This window comes from Caballeronia novacaledonica, assembly GCF_900258035.1.
Classification (GTDB): domain Bacteria; phylum Pseudomonadota; class Gammaproteobacteria; order Burkholderiales; family Burkholderiaceae; genus Caballeronia; species Caballeronia novacaledonica.
Map to the genome: position 1 here is coordinate 312,043 of NZ_OGTP01000001.1, position 17,615 is coordinate 329,657.

A 17,615-nucleotide genomic window follows, 5' to 3' on the forward strand; every position below is an offset into this window, starting at 1 on the left:
TTCAAATGGAAAGAGCAACGATAAACGGCAAAGCGCAGATAGTGGTTGGCGATGTGACCAGCCACGGCGGCCGGGTGATTTCAGGCAGTCCATCATCGACCTGGGGGCGAGGCGAAATTCCGGTTGCACGTAAAGGCGATAAGGTCACCTGCCCAAAATGTGAGCCTCATTTGTTTGAAATAACCGAAGGGTGCGAAAATAGCTCCGATTTTGGCGCCCCCGTTGCGCTTGAGGGTCATATGACATCCTGCGGTGCCACACTGATTGCCCAGGTATTCGATTAAATAATGTCTAAACGGGGCGGTCCGAAAGGCGGTCATGCGCTGGGTGCGGCCGGTTGTTCTCGATGCGGCGCGAGGTGTTCGATCGGAACGGCCAGTTGTACCGTAACGTCGAACTTCAAGGCGAGGCGAGTGAGCACGAAACGCGCAACGGATGAGGATTCGAACTCAACACGGCTCGTAGGCGATAGCCCCGCCGGGTGGCCCCCCACGCTGTCCCCGTCTCATTCACACGACACCCCTTGGTGTATATTCATTCTCCTTCGGCAACGGCGAGGCCCAGTACGCACCCAAATGACGGAATCGACGCTTCCCTTCGACATCCAGCCCATCCCGCTTCCCGCCGACACACCCACCGACGTGCGCGTGTGGCAAGTTCAAATCGATCTTTCCGCGCCGCTCGACAGCGCGGCCCACGCCGTGATGAACGCAAGCGAACGCGCGCGCGCGGCGCGCTTCCTGCGCCACGCGGATGTCGCGCGTTTCGGCGTGATGCGTTGCGTGCTGCGGCATGTGCTCGCCGCCGAGACGCATCGCGATGCCGCGAGTCTGATGCTCGAGGCCGACGATCGGGGCCGGCCGTTCCTCGCGCATCCGGACGCGCCGGACTTCAACGTGTCGCATTCGGGCGCATTCGGCCTCATCGCGATATCGAAGAAAAGGCGCGTGGGCGTCGATATCGAAGAAGCCCGCGCAACGTTCGATTGGCGCGAACTTGCGCCCGCCGTGCTCGCGGATGTGGACCGCCGCGAGATCGAAGCGATGCCCGACGAGCACGCACGAAGCGCCACGTTCTTCGACTGCTGGACGGCGAAGGAGGCGGTGTTGAAGGCGCACGGCGTCGGCATCGGGGGCGCGGCGATCACGATGACGAGCTTCCCGGTGCTGCCGCGCGACGGCGTTCGCTACACGCTCACGCGCGAAGGCGGCGCGTTCGACGCAATCGCGCTCGACGCGCCTTCGGGATACGCAGCCGCGCTCGCCTGGTCATATTGATGCAACGCAGCGACGCTCACGCCAACTTGGTACGCGCAAGATCGCGCTGCGTGAGATAAAGCCGCAAGTCGAACTCGATCTGATGGTAGCCCGGCTGCATCAACTCGCACAGCCGATAGAACGCCTTGTTGTGATCGCTTTCCTTCAGATGCGCAAGCTCGTGTACGACGATCATCCGCAGAAATTCAGGCGCCGTGTCCCTGAAGAGCGATGCGATGCGAATTTCCTTCTTCGCCTTGAGCTTCGCGCCCTGCACGCGCGAAATCGCGGTGTGCAGGCCGAGCGCGTGACGCAGCACGTCGAGCTTGCTGTCGTAGAAGACCTTGTCGATGGCGGGCGCGACGCGCAGGAACTCCTGCTTCAGGCCCGAGCAATATTCATAAAGCGCGCGATCGGACTGAACCGCGTGCTTGTTCGGATAGCGCGCGTCGAGATAGGCGCCCAGTTGTTGCTGGGCGATCAGTCGGCGCACCTTGTCCTGTAGCGTGTTCGGATAGGCGCTCAGGTATTTCAGGTGTTGCATGACGGCCGGATTGGAAAGATACGTTCAATGCCTGATGCGCAGGCGGGCGTGGGACGCAATCGGCGGCGTCCGCAGCGTGAATTGCGCAGCAATCTACCCATCATTTTAGTCAACGCCGCGCCGCCTCGCCGCCGTCATGACGACAAGCGTGTTTCGATGCGCGCAATTCCGTAAGTTTATGTTTCAGCCCGGCTTCGAATGAGCCCGCCGTGCGAACATGCGCGCTCTCAAGAAACGGGTGACAAAAGGCAGGTTTATCGATGGCATCGAGTAAGGCGCATCATGCGACCGGTTGGGCGGCGGGCATCATCGCGGCGGCGGTCGTGATGCATCCGATAAAAGCCGCGACCGCGGACATGCTGGCGGGCGCGCTGGCGCTGCTCGGGGGCATCGCCGGGGCCACCGCGCCCGACTGGCTCGAAGTCGCGTGGTGGACGCGCGCGCGCAGACTCTGGATCACGCATCGCACGCTCACGCACTGGGGCATCGGCTGGGCCGCGCTGTTCGCGCTTTCGTATCACTTTCTCGGGCGGCATCCGGCGGCGTCGGTCGCGTTCGGCTTCGCGTGCGGCGGCCTCATGCATCTCTTCGCGGACTGGCCGAATCCGCTCGGCGTGCCGTGGATCGCCGGGCGACATTCCCTCAGACTGTGGACGAGCGGGCATTGCGATCTGATCATCGTCGCGGGTTCGTGGGCTGCGGCGCTTTTCGTCGTCGACGATGTCTGGTTTCATCATGCCTACGGACGCATGCTGCTGAATGCGCTGCACATCTAGCACGACATCGCGAGGAGTCACGTTCTCATGCAACCGAATCACACGCGCGTTCGCTTCCTTCTCTTCTTCGCCGCGTTGCTCGCAATCCTTGCGCTCGATGGTTGCGCAGGCCTCTTCAACCGCGATGCAATGCGCGTGACGGTCGCGGGCATCGAGCCGCTCGAAGGGCAAGGGCTCGAAATGCGCTTCGCCGTGAAGCTGCGCGTGCAGAATCCGAACGATGCGCCGGTCGACTTCGACGGCGTCGCGCTCGATCTCGACCTCAACGGCCGCGCGTTCGCGAGCGGCGTGAGCGATCAGCGCGGGACCGTGCCGCGTTTCGGCGAACTGGTGGTGTCCGTGCCGGTGACGGTGTCGGCGTTCTCGGTCGCGCGCCAGGCGTTCGGCTTTGCGAGCGGCAACGGGGTCAGCAAGGTGTCGTACGCGGTGCGCGGCAAGCTCGCGGGCGGCGCGTTCGGCGGCGCGCGCTTCTCCGACAGCGGCTATGTCGATCTTCCCGGATCGGGTTCGTCCGGCTACTGAGACGCCGACGCTTCCCGCGGATCGTAAGGCACGACGCGATCCGCCTCGTTGGCGTCGTTGCGGGCGATCACCGCGCGCGCAGGTTCGGTCGCGCTGAGATTGACCGGCTGATGCGGCACGCCAGGCGGAATGAAGACGAAGTCGCCCGGCTCGTTGATGACCGACTCCGCCAGTCCCGGCCCATAGCGCGTCTCGATGCGTCCTTCGAGTATGTAGATGCCCGTCTCGTAGCCCACGTGGACATGCGGTTCGCCACGCCCGCCCGGCGGCACGACGACGAGATGCATCGCGAGGCCGCGCGTGCCGGCCGTCGCCGCCGACAATCCGATGAAATAAGGCAGATGCTGAACCGTCGCGAGCTTTTCCTGCGGCCGCACGGTAACGACCGTCTGCTGCGCTGTCTCTTGCGTGGTGACCTGCATGGCGATTCCTCCGTCGGCTCGATGCGCCGCTATCGACAATAGCCGAATCCCGATGTCGCGCAAAGGTCACGCGGCCCGGCTAAGGTAGCCGAAAGGCGCGCACCGTGTTTGTGCAACCGCACATGCCCGACCCAGGGCCAAAGGCGCGGGCCGGCGCATAATCGCGTTGACTGATCCGAAGAGCGCCGTAACCGCATCGCAACCGAATGCCTCGGGAGGACACCATGCTGGTCAAGAACGAAGCGCGGGTCGAACAGCTCATCAACGATCTCCTCGACTTTGCGAGAGGACGCTTGCCGGAGCCTGCCTTCAAGGTCATCGAGCCGCTTCTTCGCTATTACTACGAGCAGGTCGATGTCGAGGACATCGCGAGCCGCGATGTCGCCGATCTCTACGGCGCCGCGATGGCCCACTGGCAGACGGCGCAGAAGTTCGTGCGCGGGCGCGAGGTGCTGCGCGTCTATAACCCGAATCTGGAGCAGCACGGCTGGCACTCGGATCACACGGTCATCGAGATCGTCAACGACGACATGCCGTTTCTCGTCGACTCGGTGACGATGGAGTTGAACCGCCTCGGCCTCGCGCTGCATTCGGCGATTCATCCGGTGTTTCGCGTGTGGCGGTCCGGCAAGGGCGCGCACGCGGGCGAGATCGAGCGGATCGGTCAGGGGCACGCCGAAGCGGGCGACGGCAATTCCGAGCTCGAATCGTTCATCCATTTCGAAGTGGACCGCTGCGGCGACGGCGAGCGTCTCGAAGAAGTGCGCGACAGCATCGCGCGCGTGCTCGGCGACGTGCGCGCGGCGGTCGAAGACTGGCCGAAGGTGGTCGAAGCGGCGCGCGTCGCGATCGGCGATCTGAAGACGCGCGACACGACGCCCGACGGCATCGAGTCCCGCGCGTTCCTCGAATGGATGGTCGCGGATCATTTCACGTTCCTCGGCTGCCGCGATTACGAACTCGTCGAGCACGAAGGCGGTCCCGCGTTGCGCGGCGTGGCGGGCTCGGGCCTGGGCATCTTGCGCGAGACCTTGCGCGCGCCCTCCGCGAGCGACGTGACGCCGCTGCCGCCGGGCGCCGCCGCGATCATCGAGGGCGCGGCGCCCATCTTTCTGACGAAAGCCAATTCGCGCGCAACGGTGCATCGGCCGGGCTATCTCGACTATGTCGGCGTGAAGCGCACGTCGCCCGATGGCAAGGTGACAGGCGAGCGGCGTTTTCTCGGCCTGTACACATCGACCGCGTATCTCGTGCCGACGTCCGAAATCCCGATCGTGCGCCGCAAATGCGCGAACATCGTGCGGCGCGCGGGTTTCCTTGAAAAAGGGCATCTGGCGAAGTCGCTCATCACGGTGCTGGAGCAGTATCCGCGCGACGAGCTTTTCCAGGCCGACGAAGACGTGCTCTTCGATATCGCGATCGGCGTGCTGCGCCTTCAGGAACATCAGCGCACGCGGCTGTTCGTGCGCCGCGACCGCTTCGACCGTTTCGTGTCGTGCCTCGTCTTCGTGCCGCGCGACAAGTTCAACACCGACCTGCGCCGCCGCATCGGCCGCGTGCTGATGGAGGCGTTCAACGGCAAGAGCATCGAGTTCACGCCGCTCTTGTCGGAATCGCCGCTGGCGCGGATTCATATCGTCGTGCGTGCCGACCGGGGCGCGATGCCCGAAGTCGATACGCGCGAACTCGAAGCGCGCGTCGTGCAGGTCGCGCGCCGCTGGCAGGACGATCTCGCCGACGCGCTCATCGACAGTCACGGCGAAGAAGCGGGCAACCGTCTGCTGCAGCGCTATGCCGATTCGTTCCCCGCCGGTTATCGCGAAGACTATCCGGCGCGCACGGCGGTACGCGATATCGAGTTGATCGAGGCGACGCACACGCGCCCCGGCGGTCTGTCGATGAGTCTGTATCGTCCGATCGAAGCCGGGCGGCGCGCGTTCCGCTTCAAGGTGTATCGCGTCGGCGATCCGATCGCCTTGTCGCACAGCCTGCCGATGCTCGAACATCTCGGCGTGCGCGTCGATGAAGAGCGGCCGTATCTGATCGAGCCGACCGGCGCGCCCAACGCATGGGTCCACGATTTCGGCCTCGAATTGCAGGACGACGTCGAGTTCGATATCGATCGCGTGAAGCCGCTCTTCGAGAACGCGTTCGCGAGCGTGTGGTCGGGCGAGATCGAGAACGACGACTACAACCGCCTCGTGTTGCGCGCGGAGTTCGGCGCGCGCGACGTGACCATCATGCGCGCGTATGCGAAGTATCTGCGACAAGTCGGCTCCACGTTCAGCGATGCGTATATCGAGCGCGCGCTGATCGGCAATCCGCTGATCGCGAAGAAGCTCTTGCAACTCTTCATGGTGCGCTTCGATCCGGCGCGCGGCGGATCGGCGGAAGATCGCGACAAGGCCGCCGAACGCGCGCTCGCGGATATCGAAGCGGCGCTCGATCAGGTGCCGAATCTCGACGAAGACCGCATCTTGCGTCAGTTCCTCGGCGTCATCACGGCGACGGTGCGCACGAACCATTTCCATCGCGATGCGCACGGCCAGCCACGTCCGTATGTGTCGTTCAAGCTCGATCCTTCGAACGTGCCGGGCCTGCCCGAGCCCAAGCCGATGTTCGAGATCTGGGTCTATGCGCCGCGCGTGGAAGGCGTGCACTTGCGAGGTGGACGTGTCGCGCGCGGCGGGCTGCGCTGGTCGGATCGCCGCGAAGATTTCCGCACGGAAGTGCTCGGCCTCATGAAAGCGCAGATGGTGAAGAACACGGTGATCGTGCCGGTGGGATCGAAGGGCGGCTTCGTCGTGAAGAATCCGCCGCCGGCGACGGACCGCGAAGCGTTTCTCAACGAAGGCGTCGCGTGCTATCAGATGTTCCTGCGCGGCCTGCTCGACGTGACCGACAACCGCACGCCCGATGGCATCGTGCCGCCGCCGGATGTCGTGCGCCACGATCCCGACGATCCCTATCTCGTCGTCGCGGCGGACAAGGGCACGGCGACGTTCTCCGACTACGCGAACGCGATTGCGCACGAATACGGCTTCTGGCTCGACGATGCCTTCGCGTCCGGCGGTTCGGTCGGCTACGACCACAAGAAGATGGGTATCACCGCGCGCGGCGCGTGGGAATCGGTGAAGCGCCATTTCCGCGAGATGAACTTCGATACGCAGACGACGGATTTCACCGTGGTCGGCGTCGGCGACATGTCCGGCGACGTGTTCGGCAACGGCATGCTGCTGTCGCGTCATATCAGGCTGATCGCGGCGTTCGATCATCGGCACGTGTTTCTCGATCCCCTGCCGGATGCGGCGACGAGCTTCGAAGAACGCGCGCGTCTCTTCGCGCTGCCGCGTTCGAGCTGGGCCGACTACGACGCCGCGCTGATCTCGACGGGCGGCGGTGTCTATCCGCGCACGGCGAAGTCGATTCCGATCTCGCCGCAAGTGCAGGCCGCGCTCGGCATCAGCGCCTCGGTGCTCGCGCCGAACGAGCTCATTCGCGCGATCCTGCTCGCCGAAGCCGATCTGCTCTATAACGGCGGCGTGGGCACGTACGTGAAATCGAGCGCGGAGACACATCAGCAAGTCGGCGACCGCACCAATGACGCCGTGCGCGTGAACGGCGCGGAACTGCGTGTGAAGGTCGTCGCGGAAGGCGGCAATCTCGGGTTCACGCAACTGGGGCGCATCGAGTTCGCGCAGCACGGCGGACGCATGAATACGGATGCGATCGACAACTCGGCAGGCGTCGATTGTTCGGATCACGAAGTAAATATAAAGATTCTGCTCGGGCTCGTCGTCGCGGATGGCGAGATGACCGAGAAGCAACGCAACGCGCTGCTCGCCGAGATGACCGATGAAGTCGGCCTGCTCGTGCTCAAGGACAACTACGCGCAGACGCAGGCGCTCTCGATCGCGAAGCGTCACGAGGCCGAGACGCTCGATGCCGAGGCGCGCATGATGCGCTTCCTCGAGCGCGCGGGCCGCCTGAAGCGCAGGATCGAGTTCCTGCCTTCGGATGACGAGATCAACGAGCGCGCGGCCGCGAAGTCGGGGCTGACGTCGCCCGAGCGCGCGGTGCTGCTCGCGTACGGCAAGATGTGGCTCTACGACGAACTGCTCGAATCGAACGTGCCCGAAGATGCGCTCGTCGCGGACATGTTGCCCGACTATTTCCCGAAGCCCTTGCAGCAGCGCTATAGCGAGACCATGCAGCGCCATCCGCTGAAGCGCGAAATCCTCGCGACGCATCTGACCAATGCGCTCGTCAATCGCGTGGGCTGCACGTTCGTGCATCGGCTGATGGAAGAAACCGATGCGTGCCCGAGCGATATCGTGCGCGCGGCGCTGATGGTGCGCGACGTGTTCGATCTCGACGATCTGTGGCGCAGCATCGACGGGCTCGACAATATCGTCGCGGATGAAGTGCAGGCGCGCATGTTCGTCGATGTCGTGCGTCTGCTCGACGATACGTCGCTCTGGTTCCTGCGTCATCTGAAGCACAACGGCTCCGCTGCCAACGAAGCGCGAGGCGTGCTCGCGCGCTGCCGCGAGGCGGTGCACCGGCTCGCGCCGCAACTGCCCGCGCTTCTGCCCGCGACGCAACTCGACGCGTGGTATGCGCGCCGGCGCGAACTGGAAGATGCGGGCGTCGAGAGCAGCCTCGCGGCGCGCGTCGCGAGCGGCGAAATCGCGACGGCGGTGCTCGACAGCGCGGAAGTGGCGGCGTGCTCGGAGCGCAGTCTCGAACTCGTCGCGAGCGTGTATTTCGGCATCGGCACGCTGCTCGACTATCGTGGCATCGCCGAACGGGCAATGGCGCTGCCGATCGCGACGCACTGGGATTTGCTCGCGCGCGCGGCGGCGCTGGAAGAGCTCGCGCGATTGAAGCGTGCGCTGACCGTGAGCGCCCTCGAACAGTCGCGCGGCATCGATGCGCCCGACGTGATCGTCGAAAGCTGGCGCGCGAAACGGCAGGACGCGCTGGATCGCTATACGCGGCTCTTGGCGGAACTGCGGGCGAGCGGCGGGGCGAGTCTTTCCATGTTGCTGGTAGTGGTGCGGGAGATGGCGGTGCTGGAGCGGGCTTAGGTGCGTTGCGCCGTGATGCAAGTGGACGGGCGTCGCGAGACGCCCGTTTCGTTTTATAAGTAAGCAGCGTGTCCTTAATTAAATTAAGTAAATCAGTGATCCGAAACAAATTCGTGAAGCGCTAAATTCGTTAGCGAGCCTGTCGGAAACTTTGTCCGATACATGCTATATCGCATGCGCGATTTGACGGGTCGGGCGCTTTACATCGCGTAAGCCGAAGCATTAAATAACGAGCGGACGCAACGTCCGCTCTTCGCATTTCATTCCCGTTCTCGCGATCCATCCGGTGTGCATCCGATCGACATGCCACGCGCGATCCGATGGCGGGTTCCTTGCGCTTTCGCGTACCAACTGGCAGGGTCGGAAACGTCGCAGCGCTCACTTAGCAGCGAGGTCTCACAATGATCAACATCTCAGGCGAAGCGATCGACACCCTCAAGGCGTCGGTGAGAGGCAGGGTCATCTCACCGTCGGAAGCCGACTACGACGAAGCACGCAAGGTCTGGAACGCGACCATCGACAGGCGTCCCGCGCTCATCGTGCGCTGCGCGGGCACGGCCGACGTGATCGCCGCGCTTGCGTTCGCGCGCGATAAGGGCTTGCTGGTTTCGATTCGCGGCGGGTCGCACAACATTGCGGGCAGCGCAGTCAGCGACGACGCCTTGATGATCGATCTCTCCGCGCTGAAGTCCGTGCGGATCGATCCGCAAGCGAAGCGTGCTTATGTCGAACCCGGCGCGCTGCTCGCCGACTTCGATCACGAAGCGCAGGCATTCGGTCTCGCGACGCCGCTCGGCATCAATTCGACGACGGGCATCGCGGGCCTCACGCTCGGCGGCGGCTTCGGGTGGATCAGCCGCAAGTTCGGCGTGACGGTCGACAATCTCGTCGCGGCGGAGATCGTCACGGCGGACGGCACTTGGCGGCGCGTGAGCGCGGACAGCGAGCCCGATCTCTTCTGGGCATTGCGCGGCGGCGGCGGCAACTTCGGCGTCGTGACGCTGTTCGAATATAAGCTGCACGAGCTCGGTCCGCAGATCTATGGCGGCCTCGTCGTGTATCCGCTCGAACAGGCGGACGAAGTTCTGCCGAAATATCGCGAGTTCGTGGCGCAATGCCCCGACGAGCTGACCGTGTGGGCCGTGCTGCGTCTCGCGCCGCCGTTGCCGTTCCTGCCCGAAGACGCGCACGGCAAGCCGGTCGTCGTGCTGGCGAGCTGCTATGTCGGGCCAGTCGAAAACGGCGAAAGCATGCTTGCGCCCGTGCGCCGCTTCGGCACGCCGTATGGCGAGCATCTCGGCGCGATGCCGTTCACCGCATGGCAGAAAGCGTTCGATCCGCTGCTGACGCCAGGCGAGCGCAACTACTGGAAGTCGCACAATTTCGCGAGTCTCAACGACGAAACATTCGGCATCCTGACGAATGCGGTGAAGACGCTTCCGTCGACGCAATGCGAAGTATTCATCGGCGCGATGGGCGGTCAGACGAACCGCGTTCCCGTCGATGCAACGGCTTATGCGAATCGCGATTCGATTTACACGATCAACATTCACGGCCGATGGAGCGACGCCGCCGACGACGAGAAGTGCACGAAGTGGTCGCGCGACATGTTTGCCGCAATGACGCCGCACGCGATCGGCAGCGTGTACGTGAACTTCATGACGGGCGAAGAGGGCGATCGCGTGAAGGCGGCGTATGGCCCGAATTACGAGCGGCTCGCCGAAGTGAAGCGTCGTTACGATCCGGACAACGTGTTCCGCAGCAATCAGAACGTCATGCCCGCCGCGTAATGCATTGCGCGCCGTTGCGCTTCGCGGGCAACGGCGCGTCTTGCATGATGTTCAGGGGCGGTCGAGTTGACGGCGCATGTCGCGCGTGTCCGTGTTCGGCACGTCGCCGTTGACGTCTTCGTACACGAGCTTGAGCGTTTCACCGCTCAGATAATTTCGCAACATGCCGAGAAACTTGGGTTCGACCGCGAGGCGCAAGCGATCGAATCGTTGATGCAGGCGGCTTTGTTCGAGATACTCGCCGACGGTTTTCGCGAATGCTTCCCGGTCCCTTTCCGCCGTTTCCGCCGCACGCGGAGCCGGATTCCTGATGTCCTCGACTTGCCGCAGGTCGAGCTTCAATCCCTGCGTTTCGAAGATCCGGGCACGGCTGGCATCGGCGGCAAGAACCCAGGTGATGGCGGTCATGATCCTCCTCCTGTTCGCCAGCCCAAGCAGGCTCCCGCCATTGTGCGCCTAATCTTCGTGCAGCGGCTTCGTAATCGCGCGGCATTCGCTTTCGCGGCGCAGCATAACGCGCGCGACGAGTCGTCAGGGCATCATCGAACCGTTCGCTGCAAAGCGCGTGTGAAACGAAAATGCCTGATCCAGACGATGCGGCGTGTGTCCGCCGAGCGCTGCTGCATCGCGGTAATAGTCGAGCAACAGATCGCGATAAAGCGGATGCGCGCAGTTCCGGATCACGCTCATCGCGCGTTCGCGTGGCGCGAGGCCGGTGAGATTGGCGAGCCCGCGCTCGGTCACGACGATATCGACATCGTGCTCGTTGTGATCGCAATGGGGCACCATCGGCACGATGCTCGAAATGCGTCCGTCCTTCGCGACCGATTTCGTTGCGAACACCGCATAGGCCGCGTTGCGCGCGAAATCGCCCGAACCGCCGATGCCGTTCATCATGTGCGTGCCGCCGACGTGCGTCGAATTCACGTTGCCGTAGATGTCGGCTTCGAGCGCCGTGTTGATCGCGATGAGACCGAGACGCCGGATGACCTCCGGATGGTTGCTCACTTCCTGCGGCCGCAACACGAGCCGGTTGCGATAGCGGTCGATATCGCCGAACACCTTCTTCTGGCGCGCTTCGGACAGCGTGATCGACGCGCCCGATGCGAACGTGGCCTTGCCGGAATCGAGGAGATCGAAGGTCGAGTCCTGGAGCACTTCGGAATAGATCGTCAGCGCTTCGAACGGCGACGCGGCGAATCCCGACAGCACCGCATTCGCGATCGTGCCGATGCCCGCCTGCAGCGGCGGCAATTGTTTCGGCAGACGCCCGCGCGAGACTTCATGCTGAAAGAACTCGATGAGATGCCCGGCGATCAGCGCAGTGTCTTGATCGGCGGGCAATACGGTGGACGAACTGTCCGGCGTGTCCGTGATGACGATGGCGGCGATCTTGTCGATCGGAATATCGATGGCCGTCGCGCCGATCCTGTCATGCGCACGCACGATCGGCAGCGGCTCGCGTTGCGGCCGGCGCTCGGGAATCCAGATGTCGTGCAGCCCTTCGAGCGCGGCCGGCTGCGCCAGATTGATCTCGACGATCACGCGTTCGGCGAGTATCGCGAAGCTCGCGGAATTGCCGACGGAAGTCGTCGGCACGATGCCGCCTGTCTCGGTGATCGCGGCGGCCTCGATGATCGCGAGATCGAGTTTGCCGAGGCGATTCGCGCGCAGCAGTTCGACGGTTTCGGACAGGTGCTGGTCGACGAACATCACGTCGCCGCGATTGATCGCGCGGCGCAGCGTCGTATCGACCTGAAACGGCAGGCGGCGCGCGAGCACGCCGGCTTCGGTCAGGATGCGGTCGGTGTCATGTCCGAGCGACGCGCCCGTCATGAGCGTGATGCGCAACGGCTCACTTTCCTCGCGGGCGCGGCGCGCTATTTCGAGCGGCACGGCCTTCGCGTCGCCCGCGCGCGTGAAGCCGCTTGCGCCGACGGTCATGCCGTCGCGCACGAGCCGGGCCGCGTCGGCGGCCGAGGTGATCTTTCCGCGCAAGGCGGCACAGCGAATACGGTCTTCGTACATCGACGTCTATCTTCCAAATGCTTCGTTTAACCGAAGGCGATTATAGGTAGCGCGTTTTGCCGTAGAGATCGCAACGTTGCAAGACATTGTTCCAATGCACTACCACTTTGCGCTTGATCGAACCGGATGCACATTCGCGCGTCTGAACCCGCTGCGAACGTGCGGCAAATGAGCGCGGACGATGAATCGACTCCACTATAGGTCGCGGGATGCCGTGAATTAATCGCTGCGTCAGGAAGGCACATTTGCATGCGGCGGAAGGATCGACGGGCTTAGGCCGCGACCCATGACGTCAGCGCGAGTGCGTGGAGTTCTGCCTGCTGCAGGCGCGTCGTCGGATTCGGAAGTGATCTCGCACAAGCTGGGCGAGACCTTCAGCATTCTGTGCGCATCGCCGGACTATATTCGCGCGCGCGAATGGACGTTCGAAGGGCCCGCGGGCCGCGAGACCTTGCAGATCAGCGGAACGGTGCAGGTGAATATCGCCGAATCGCTCGTGGTCGCGATCCGCGAAGGCATGGGCATCGGCATGTTGCCGCTCTATGCCGCGATCGAAGGGCTGCGCAATGGCTCGCTCGTGCGCGTGTTGCCGCGTCACACGTTGCAGCGCACGAATCTCTATGCGCTCTATGCGTTGCGCAAATTCGTCGATGCGAAGACGCGCACGTGGGTGGAATTCCTGCGCGCGCATCTGCCGGACGTGATCGCGCGCGACGAAGCATGGCTCGCGCAAGTGACGCAGACGCCTTCGAACGTCCTGCGCGCGGCGTAACTCACGTATCGCTCCACATGCGCAGCAGGTTGTGATAGCAGCCGACGAGCGAGCGCTTCGCGGCTACGTCGCCGTTGGTCGCGTTCAGGCGCTGTATGGAATTGTCGAGATCGAAGAGCAGGGCGCGTTGAGCGTCGTCGCGCACGAGGCTCTGCGCCCAGAAGAAGCTCGATACGCGCGCACCGCGCGTGACGGGCCGCACCTGATGCAGACTCGTCGCGGGATAAACGATCGCATGGCCGGCGGGCAGCTTCACTTCCTGCACGCCGAAGGTATCTTCGATAACGAGTTCGCCGCCGTCATACTCGTCGGGCGGCGTGAGAAAGAGCGTGATGGAGACATCGGTGCGCACGCGCGCGCCATGACCGGGCACGATGCGAATGGCGCCGTCGACATGACTGCCGAACTGCATGCCGCCTTCATAGCGGTTGAAGAGCGGCGGATAAACGCGATTCGGCAACACGGCGCTGATGAAAAGCGGATGACGTTCGAGCACGGCGACGATCGCGTCGCCCATTTCGAGCGCGACCGGCGAGCCTTCCGCGATCTGCATGTTGCGCTTGACCGGCGCGCCCTGATAGCCGGCGGTCGCGCGGCCATCGACCCAGGAGTCGCTGGCTTCGAGTCGCGCGCGCATCGTGGCGGCGTCTTCCTGGCTCAGCACGTTCGGTATCGAGAGGATCATTGTTCTTGCCTTCGCGAACGCGCGCCGCATGCCGCACGGCGCGCTCGCAATCACATCAACGGAAGCGGTAATTCAACGTCGCGATGAACGTGCGGCCAAGACCCGGCACCGCGCGTCCGCCGTCGGACGGAATCAGGGCGTCGTAGTACTTCTTGTCGAACATGTTCTGCACGTTGAACTGGATATCGTAGCGCTTCTGATGATACGCGGCCATCACGTCCCAGCGCACGTAGCCGCCCACTTCGACCAGATTGTTGTTCGCCGCATAGCGCGACGACACATACGACGGCCCGCCGCCGACCTGCCATACCGGCGTGAAGTCGTACGTGGTCCACAGCGTGAGCATGTGATGCGGCGTGTTGGCGAGCTGGTTGCCCGTGGTGCCGTCGAAGGCCTTCTGCACGGTGCCGTCCATGTACGTGTAGCCGCCGAACATCTGCCATTGACGCGTGATGTGGCCCGCGACGCCCAACTGATAGCCGCGCACGCGCACGTCGCCGTCGAGCGTATAGCTGCCGTCCGATGCCAGCGTGCGCGCATTGGTCTTGTCGATATTGAAGAGCGACTGCGTGACCGACAGCCCGCCGTTCAGCAAGTCCCACTTCGAACCGATTTCGTACGAGCGGTTGTGTTCGGGCGGCGTGTTTTGCTGGCCGTTGGTGAGCGTGAGCGCTTCGAGCGACGGATTGAACGACGTGCCGTACGAAACGTAATACGACTGCCAGTCCGCCGGCTGCCACACGACGCCCGTGCGCACGCTCGTGAAGTAGTTCGTCTGCGTCGCGTAGCCGGGCTGGTTGATCGAGTTGTGAATCGCCGCCTCGTAGCGGTCCCAGCGCACGCCGCCGACCCACTTCCAGTGCTCGCCGATCGAGATCGTATCGTTCAAATAGAGACCGATGCCGTTCGCGCTCGATTCCGCGAGATTGGTCGCCACCTCGCGATAGTTCGCAGGACGCGGCACGTACGGCGGATCGACGAGCGGCACGATCGCGAGCGTGTTCGACGGCAGGCCCGGCGTGGTCGCGGTGAAGCTCTGGTTGCTGTACGTTTCGTGGCTCAGATCGACGCCGGCGAGCATGTCGTGCTTGAGGAAGCCCGTCGCGAACTTTCCCTGCAGGTCGGTCGTGTTGTAGACCGAGTGATCGTTGATGTTGCGGTCCTTGCCTTGCAGACGCACGAACAGCGACGACAGCGGCAGCGTCGTGTAGTTGCCGTTCGAGAGCGCGGGCGATGAGCCGAGCGGGCCCGTCAGCACGGCCGCGGCGTTGGTCGCGCGCGCCTCGGTGCTGTAGTGGCTGAACTGCGTCTGGTTGCGCAGCGTGAACATGTCGTCGAAGCGATGCTCCACGCGCGCGTTCACCGTCTGCACGTCCTGGATCGTGCGGTCGTCGGTGAAGCCGTAGAACGTCTTCGTGTCGACGGGCGCCGGGTGGCCGTTCAACGGCGGAATGCCGTAGTCGGGCTGGTCGCGGTTGTGCTGGATCAGCGCGGACAGCGTCACCTGCGTCGGCGTGCCGATACCGAACTTCACCTCCGGCGCGATGCCGTAATCCTTGTTGATCATCTCGTCGCGCGTCGAGCCGAGCGACTGGCCGAAGGCGTTGATGCGGAACGCCGAGGTCTCCGTCATCGGCTGGTTGATGTCGACCGTCGTGCGATAGCGGTCATGCGTGCCCGCCTGCAGCGTGACATCGGCGCGCGGCTTCAGGCTCGGCTGCTTGCTGACCTGATTGATCACGCCGCCCGTCGAGCCGCGTCCGAAGTACAGCGACGACGGGCCGTACAGCACGTCGATCGATTCGAGATTGAAGGTGTCGCGATAGTACTGGCCGCGATCGCGGAAACCGTCGAGATAGATGTCCGTACGCGCCGAGAAGCCGCGCAGATTGATGTTGTTGCCGATCTGGCCGCCTTCGGCCGCGCCGAGCGTGACGCCCGGCACGTTGCGCAGCGCATCGGAGAACGAGCTCACCGCTTGCGAATTCAGCACCGCTTTCGGCACCACGACCACATCCTGCGGAATGTCGCGCAGCGCGGTCGGCACCTTCGCGCCGACGCTCGACGTCTCCGGCTGGAAATCCGGCGCGTCCGCCTGTCCCGTCACGTTGACGGCGGGCAGCGAGGCGGTTTCGGGAGCGGTGTCGGCGGGCGCGCCTGGAGCTTGCTGCGCGATTTGCGATGAAGCCTTTGGCGATGCGGTCTGGGCGTAAAGCGGCGCGGCCATAGGCGCCGCGACAATAGTGACCAGTGCCGCGGCGAGCGGCGTCTTTCTCAACATGTCGTTTCCCCGATGCTTGTTAGTGAAATCCGAATCGGCAGCGAAGCGGGTTTTCGCGTGCCGACGTTGATCGAGCCGAATCGAGGCCGGATCAAAGCGCGCGGGCGACGTCGTCGAGTGAGTACCGGCGGCGGCGCCCTGTCAGCGCCCGTTGTTCGCGACGGGCTTCATCGAGTGAGCCTATCGTCGCGATTCGTTAAATGCGAATCAGTATCATTACATGCCGCAGAAACATTTGGAAAGAAACACTTGAAGGGGATGGGCTTTTTTTCCGTCTTCCGTGACGTCCGTGCAACGGAGAGGCTGTGGCTTCCGGCGCGGCGTGAAAGTTCGACGAGCCCCGCGCGATAAGGCTTCGAAGGGCACGCGCGTGCAAAGTGAAAGGTTGCGCCGATTCAATCCGCGCGCATTGCGGACAAAAAGTGGCGGATTACCTTTTTACCGCCCGTCATTCGCGACGACGTCAAAACCCGGCCACGCCGGACGTAACGAGCGCGTAAGGACCGTTCGTCAGTTGCTGTCTGAGAAAGTCGATGCACACGCGGATCTTCGCGGAATGCGACGAGCGCGCCGACGTCACCGCCCACACGTCCGCGCGCTGCCGGTAGGCGGGCAGCACCGGCACGAGCCGGCCGTCCTGCAGGCTGGCGGCGACGTCCCAGATCGAACCCATCACGATGCCGAAGCCTTCCTCGGCCCATTGCCGCACGATGTCGCTATGGTTCGAGGCGATCGGTCCCGTCACCTTCACGCTTTCCTCGCCGTTCGGACCGGAGAGCCGCCAGACGCCGAAGCGCTGATCGCGTCCGCGAAAAAGCAGGCAGTCGTGCTGCGCGAGTTCGGCGAGCGTTTTCGGCGCGCCGCGCCGTTCGAGATACGCGGGCGCGGCGGCGAGCACGCGAAAGCTTTCGACGATCTTGTGCGCGATCAGATGCGGCTCCAGCACTTCGCCGACGCGAATGTCGATATCGAAGTTGTCGCCGAGAAGATCGACGCGCCGGTCGAGCAGTTCGAGCCAGATTTCGAGGCCCGGATGACGCCGCCTGAGCATGGTGAGCGCGGGCGAAACGTGCTCGCGCCCGAGACGCAGACTCGTGCCGATGCGCAGCAGCCCGCGCGGATCGTCGAGTCCGGCGAAGGCATCGGCCATGCCTTGCACGTCGTCGAGAATTTTTTGCGCCCACTGGAAGGCCGCTTCGCCGTCGCTCGTGATCGAGACGCGGCGCGTCGTGCGCATGAAGAGCTTGACGCCGAGCGCCGTCTCCAGCATCGCGATGCGCTTGCTGACGTGCGCGGGCGAGATGCCCGTCTCGGTGGCCGCGGCGATGAAGCTCGAACGCCGCGCGACGATGCAGAACAACTGCAGGTCGCGCAGGAACTGATCGTTGTTCGCGACGAGCGCGCTTTGCGTTTTCATTCGGCCGATCCTGGTTGTGCGTGGGCACGCAA

At 63.8% G+C, this 17,615-nt stretch carries 13 protein-coding genes and 1 pseudogene; 7 read left to right on the top strand and 7 right to left on the bottom strand.

What is annotated here, in order from left to right; genetic code table 11:
- Positions 1-5 precede the first annotated feature (5 nt).
- Together NOV72_RS01440 and NOV72_RS01445 are read left to right on the top strand one after the other, a co-directional pair.
- On the top strand, positions 6-284 hold the full coding sequence (locus NOV72_RS01440; RefSeq protein WP_106852794.1) for a PAAR domain-containing protein: 279 nt from the start codon (positions 6-8) through the stop codon (positions 282-284).
- A gap of 291 nt (positions 285-575) precedes the next feature.
- Positions 576-1,277 carry a 4'-phosphopantetheinyl transferase family protein gene (locus NOV72_RS01445; RefSeq protein ID WP_106852795.1) on the top strand — a complete coding sequence of 234 codons (702 nt, stop codon included), beginning with the start codon at positions 576-578 and terminating at the stop codon, positions 1,275-1,277.
- Between the two features lie 16 nt (positions 1,278-1,293).
- On the opposite strand, the gene NOV72_RS01450 is transcribed toward NOV72_RS01445, so the two are convergent.
- On the bottom strand, positions 1,294-1,800 hold the full coding sequence (locus NOV72_RS01450; RefSeq protein ID WP_106852796.1) for a M48 metallopeptidase family protein: 507 nt from the start codon (positions 1,798-1,800) through the stop codon (positions 1,294-1,296).
- Between the two features lie 260 nt (positions 1,801-2,060).
- Between NOV72_RS01450 and NOV72_RS01455 the strand changes: the two genes are divergently transcribed.
- Complete coding sequence (locus NOV72_RS01455) at positions 2,061-2,576, top strand: metal-dependent hydrolase (protein ID WP_106852797.1); 516 nt, start codon at positions 2,061-2,063, stop codon at positions 2,574-2,576.
- 27 nt (positions 2,577-2,603) lie between these two features.
- Positions 2,604-3,098, top strand: coding sequence for an LEA/WHy family protein (locus NOV72_RS01460; protein ID WP_106852798.1), 495 nt, complete (start codon positions 2,604-2,606; stop codon positions 3,096-3,098).
- Here NOV72_RS01460 and NOV72_RS01465 read toward each other — a convergent pair.
- Positions 3,092-3,520: a cupin domain-containing protein gene (locus NOV72_RS01465; protein ID WP_106852799.1), complete on the bottom strand. Its 429-nt coding sequence runs from the start codon at positions 3,518-3,520 to the stop codon at positions 3,092-3,094. The two genes, NOV72_RS01460 and NOV72_RS01465, sit on opposite strands and share 7 nt — an antisense overlap.
- Before the next feature lie 224 nt (positions 3,521-3,744).
- Here NOV72_RS01465 and NOV72_RS01470 point away from each other — a divergent pair, with 224 nt between their 5' ends.
- Positions 3,745-8,610 (top strand): NAD-glutamate dehydrogenase, encoded by a 4,866-nt coding sequence (locus NOV72_RS01470; protein WP_106852800.1) that lies wholly within the window; start codon positions 3,745-3,747, stop codon positions 8,608-8,610.
- Positions 8,611-9,011: 401 nt separating this feature from the next.
- Complete coding sequence (locus NOV72_RS01475; RefSeq protein WP_106852801.1) at positions 9,012-10,400, top strand: FAD-binding oxidoreductase; 1,389 nt, start codon at positions 9,012-9,014, stop codon at positions 10,398-10,400.
- 51 nt (positions 10,401-10,451) lie between these two features.
- Here NOV72_RS01475 and NOV72_RS01480 read toward each other — a convergent pair whose 3' ends face one another.
- Positions 10,452-10,808: a host attachment protein gene (locus tag NOV72_RS01480; protein WP_106852802.1), complete on the bottom strand. Its 357-nt coding sequence runs from the start codon at positions 10,806-10,808 to the stop codon at positions 10,452-10,454.
- Positions 10,809-10,931: 123 nt separating this feature from the next.
- Positions 10,932-12,428: a succinyl-CoA:acetate CoA-transferase ScpC gene (gene scpC, locus NOV72_RS01485; RefSeq protein WP_106852803.1), complete on the bottom strand. Its 1,497-nt coding sequence runs from the start codon at positions 12,426-12,428 to the stop codon at positions 10,932-10,934.
- A 325-nt stretch (positions 12,429-12,753) separates the two neighbouring features.
- On the opposite strand from scpC, the pseudogene NOV72_RS01490 reads away from it, so the two are divergent.
- Positions 12,754-13,200, top strand: a pseudogene (locus NOV72_RS01490) (LysR substrate-binding domain-containing protein); the annotation flags it as partial.
- A gap of 1 nt (position 13,201) precedes the next feature.
- Here NOV72_RS01490 and NOV72_RS01495 read toward each other — a convergent pair.
- The 3 genes from NOV72_RS01495 to NOV72_RS01505 all read right to left on the bottom strand — a co-directional run bounded on the left by NOV72_RS01495 (position 13,202) and on the right by NOV72_RS01505 (position 17,583).
- Positions 13,202-13,885: a Fe2+-dependent dioxygenase gene (locus NOV72_RS01495; protein WP_106853221.1), complete on the bottom strand. Its 684-nt coding sequence runs from the start codon at positions 13,883-13,885 to the stop codon at positions 13,202-13,204.
- A gap of 55 nt (positions 13,886-13,940) precedes the next feature.
- Positions 13,941-16,166 carry a TonB-dependent receptor gene (locus NOV72_RS01500; protein WP_106852804.1) on the bottom strand — a complete coding sequence of 742 codons (2,226 nt, stop codon included), beginning with the start codon at positions 16,164-16,166 and terminating at the stop codon, positions 13,941-13,943.
- A gap of 463 nt (positions 16,167-16,629) precedes the next feature.
- Complete coding sequence (locus NOV72_RS01505; protein ID WP_106852805.1) at positions 16,630-17,583, bottom strand: LysR family transcriptional regulator; 954 nt, start codon at positions 17,581-17,583, stop codon at positions 16,630-16,632.
- Positions 17,584-17,615 lie beyond the last annotated feature (32 nt).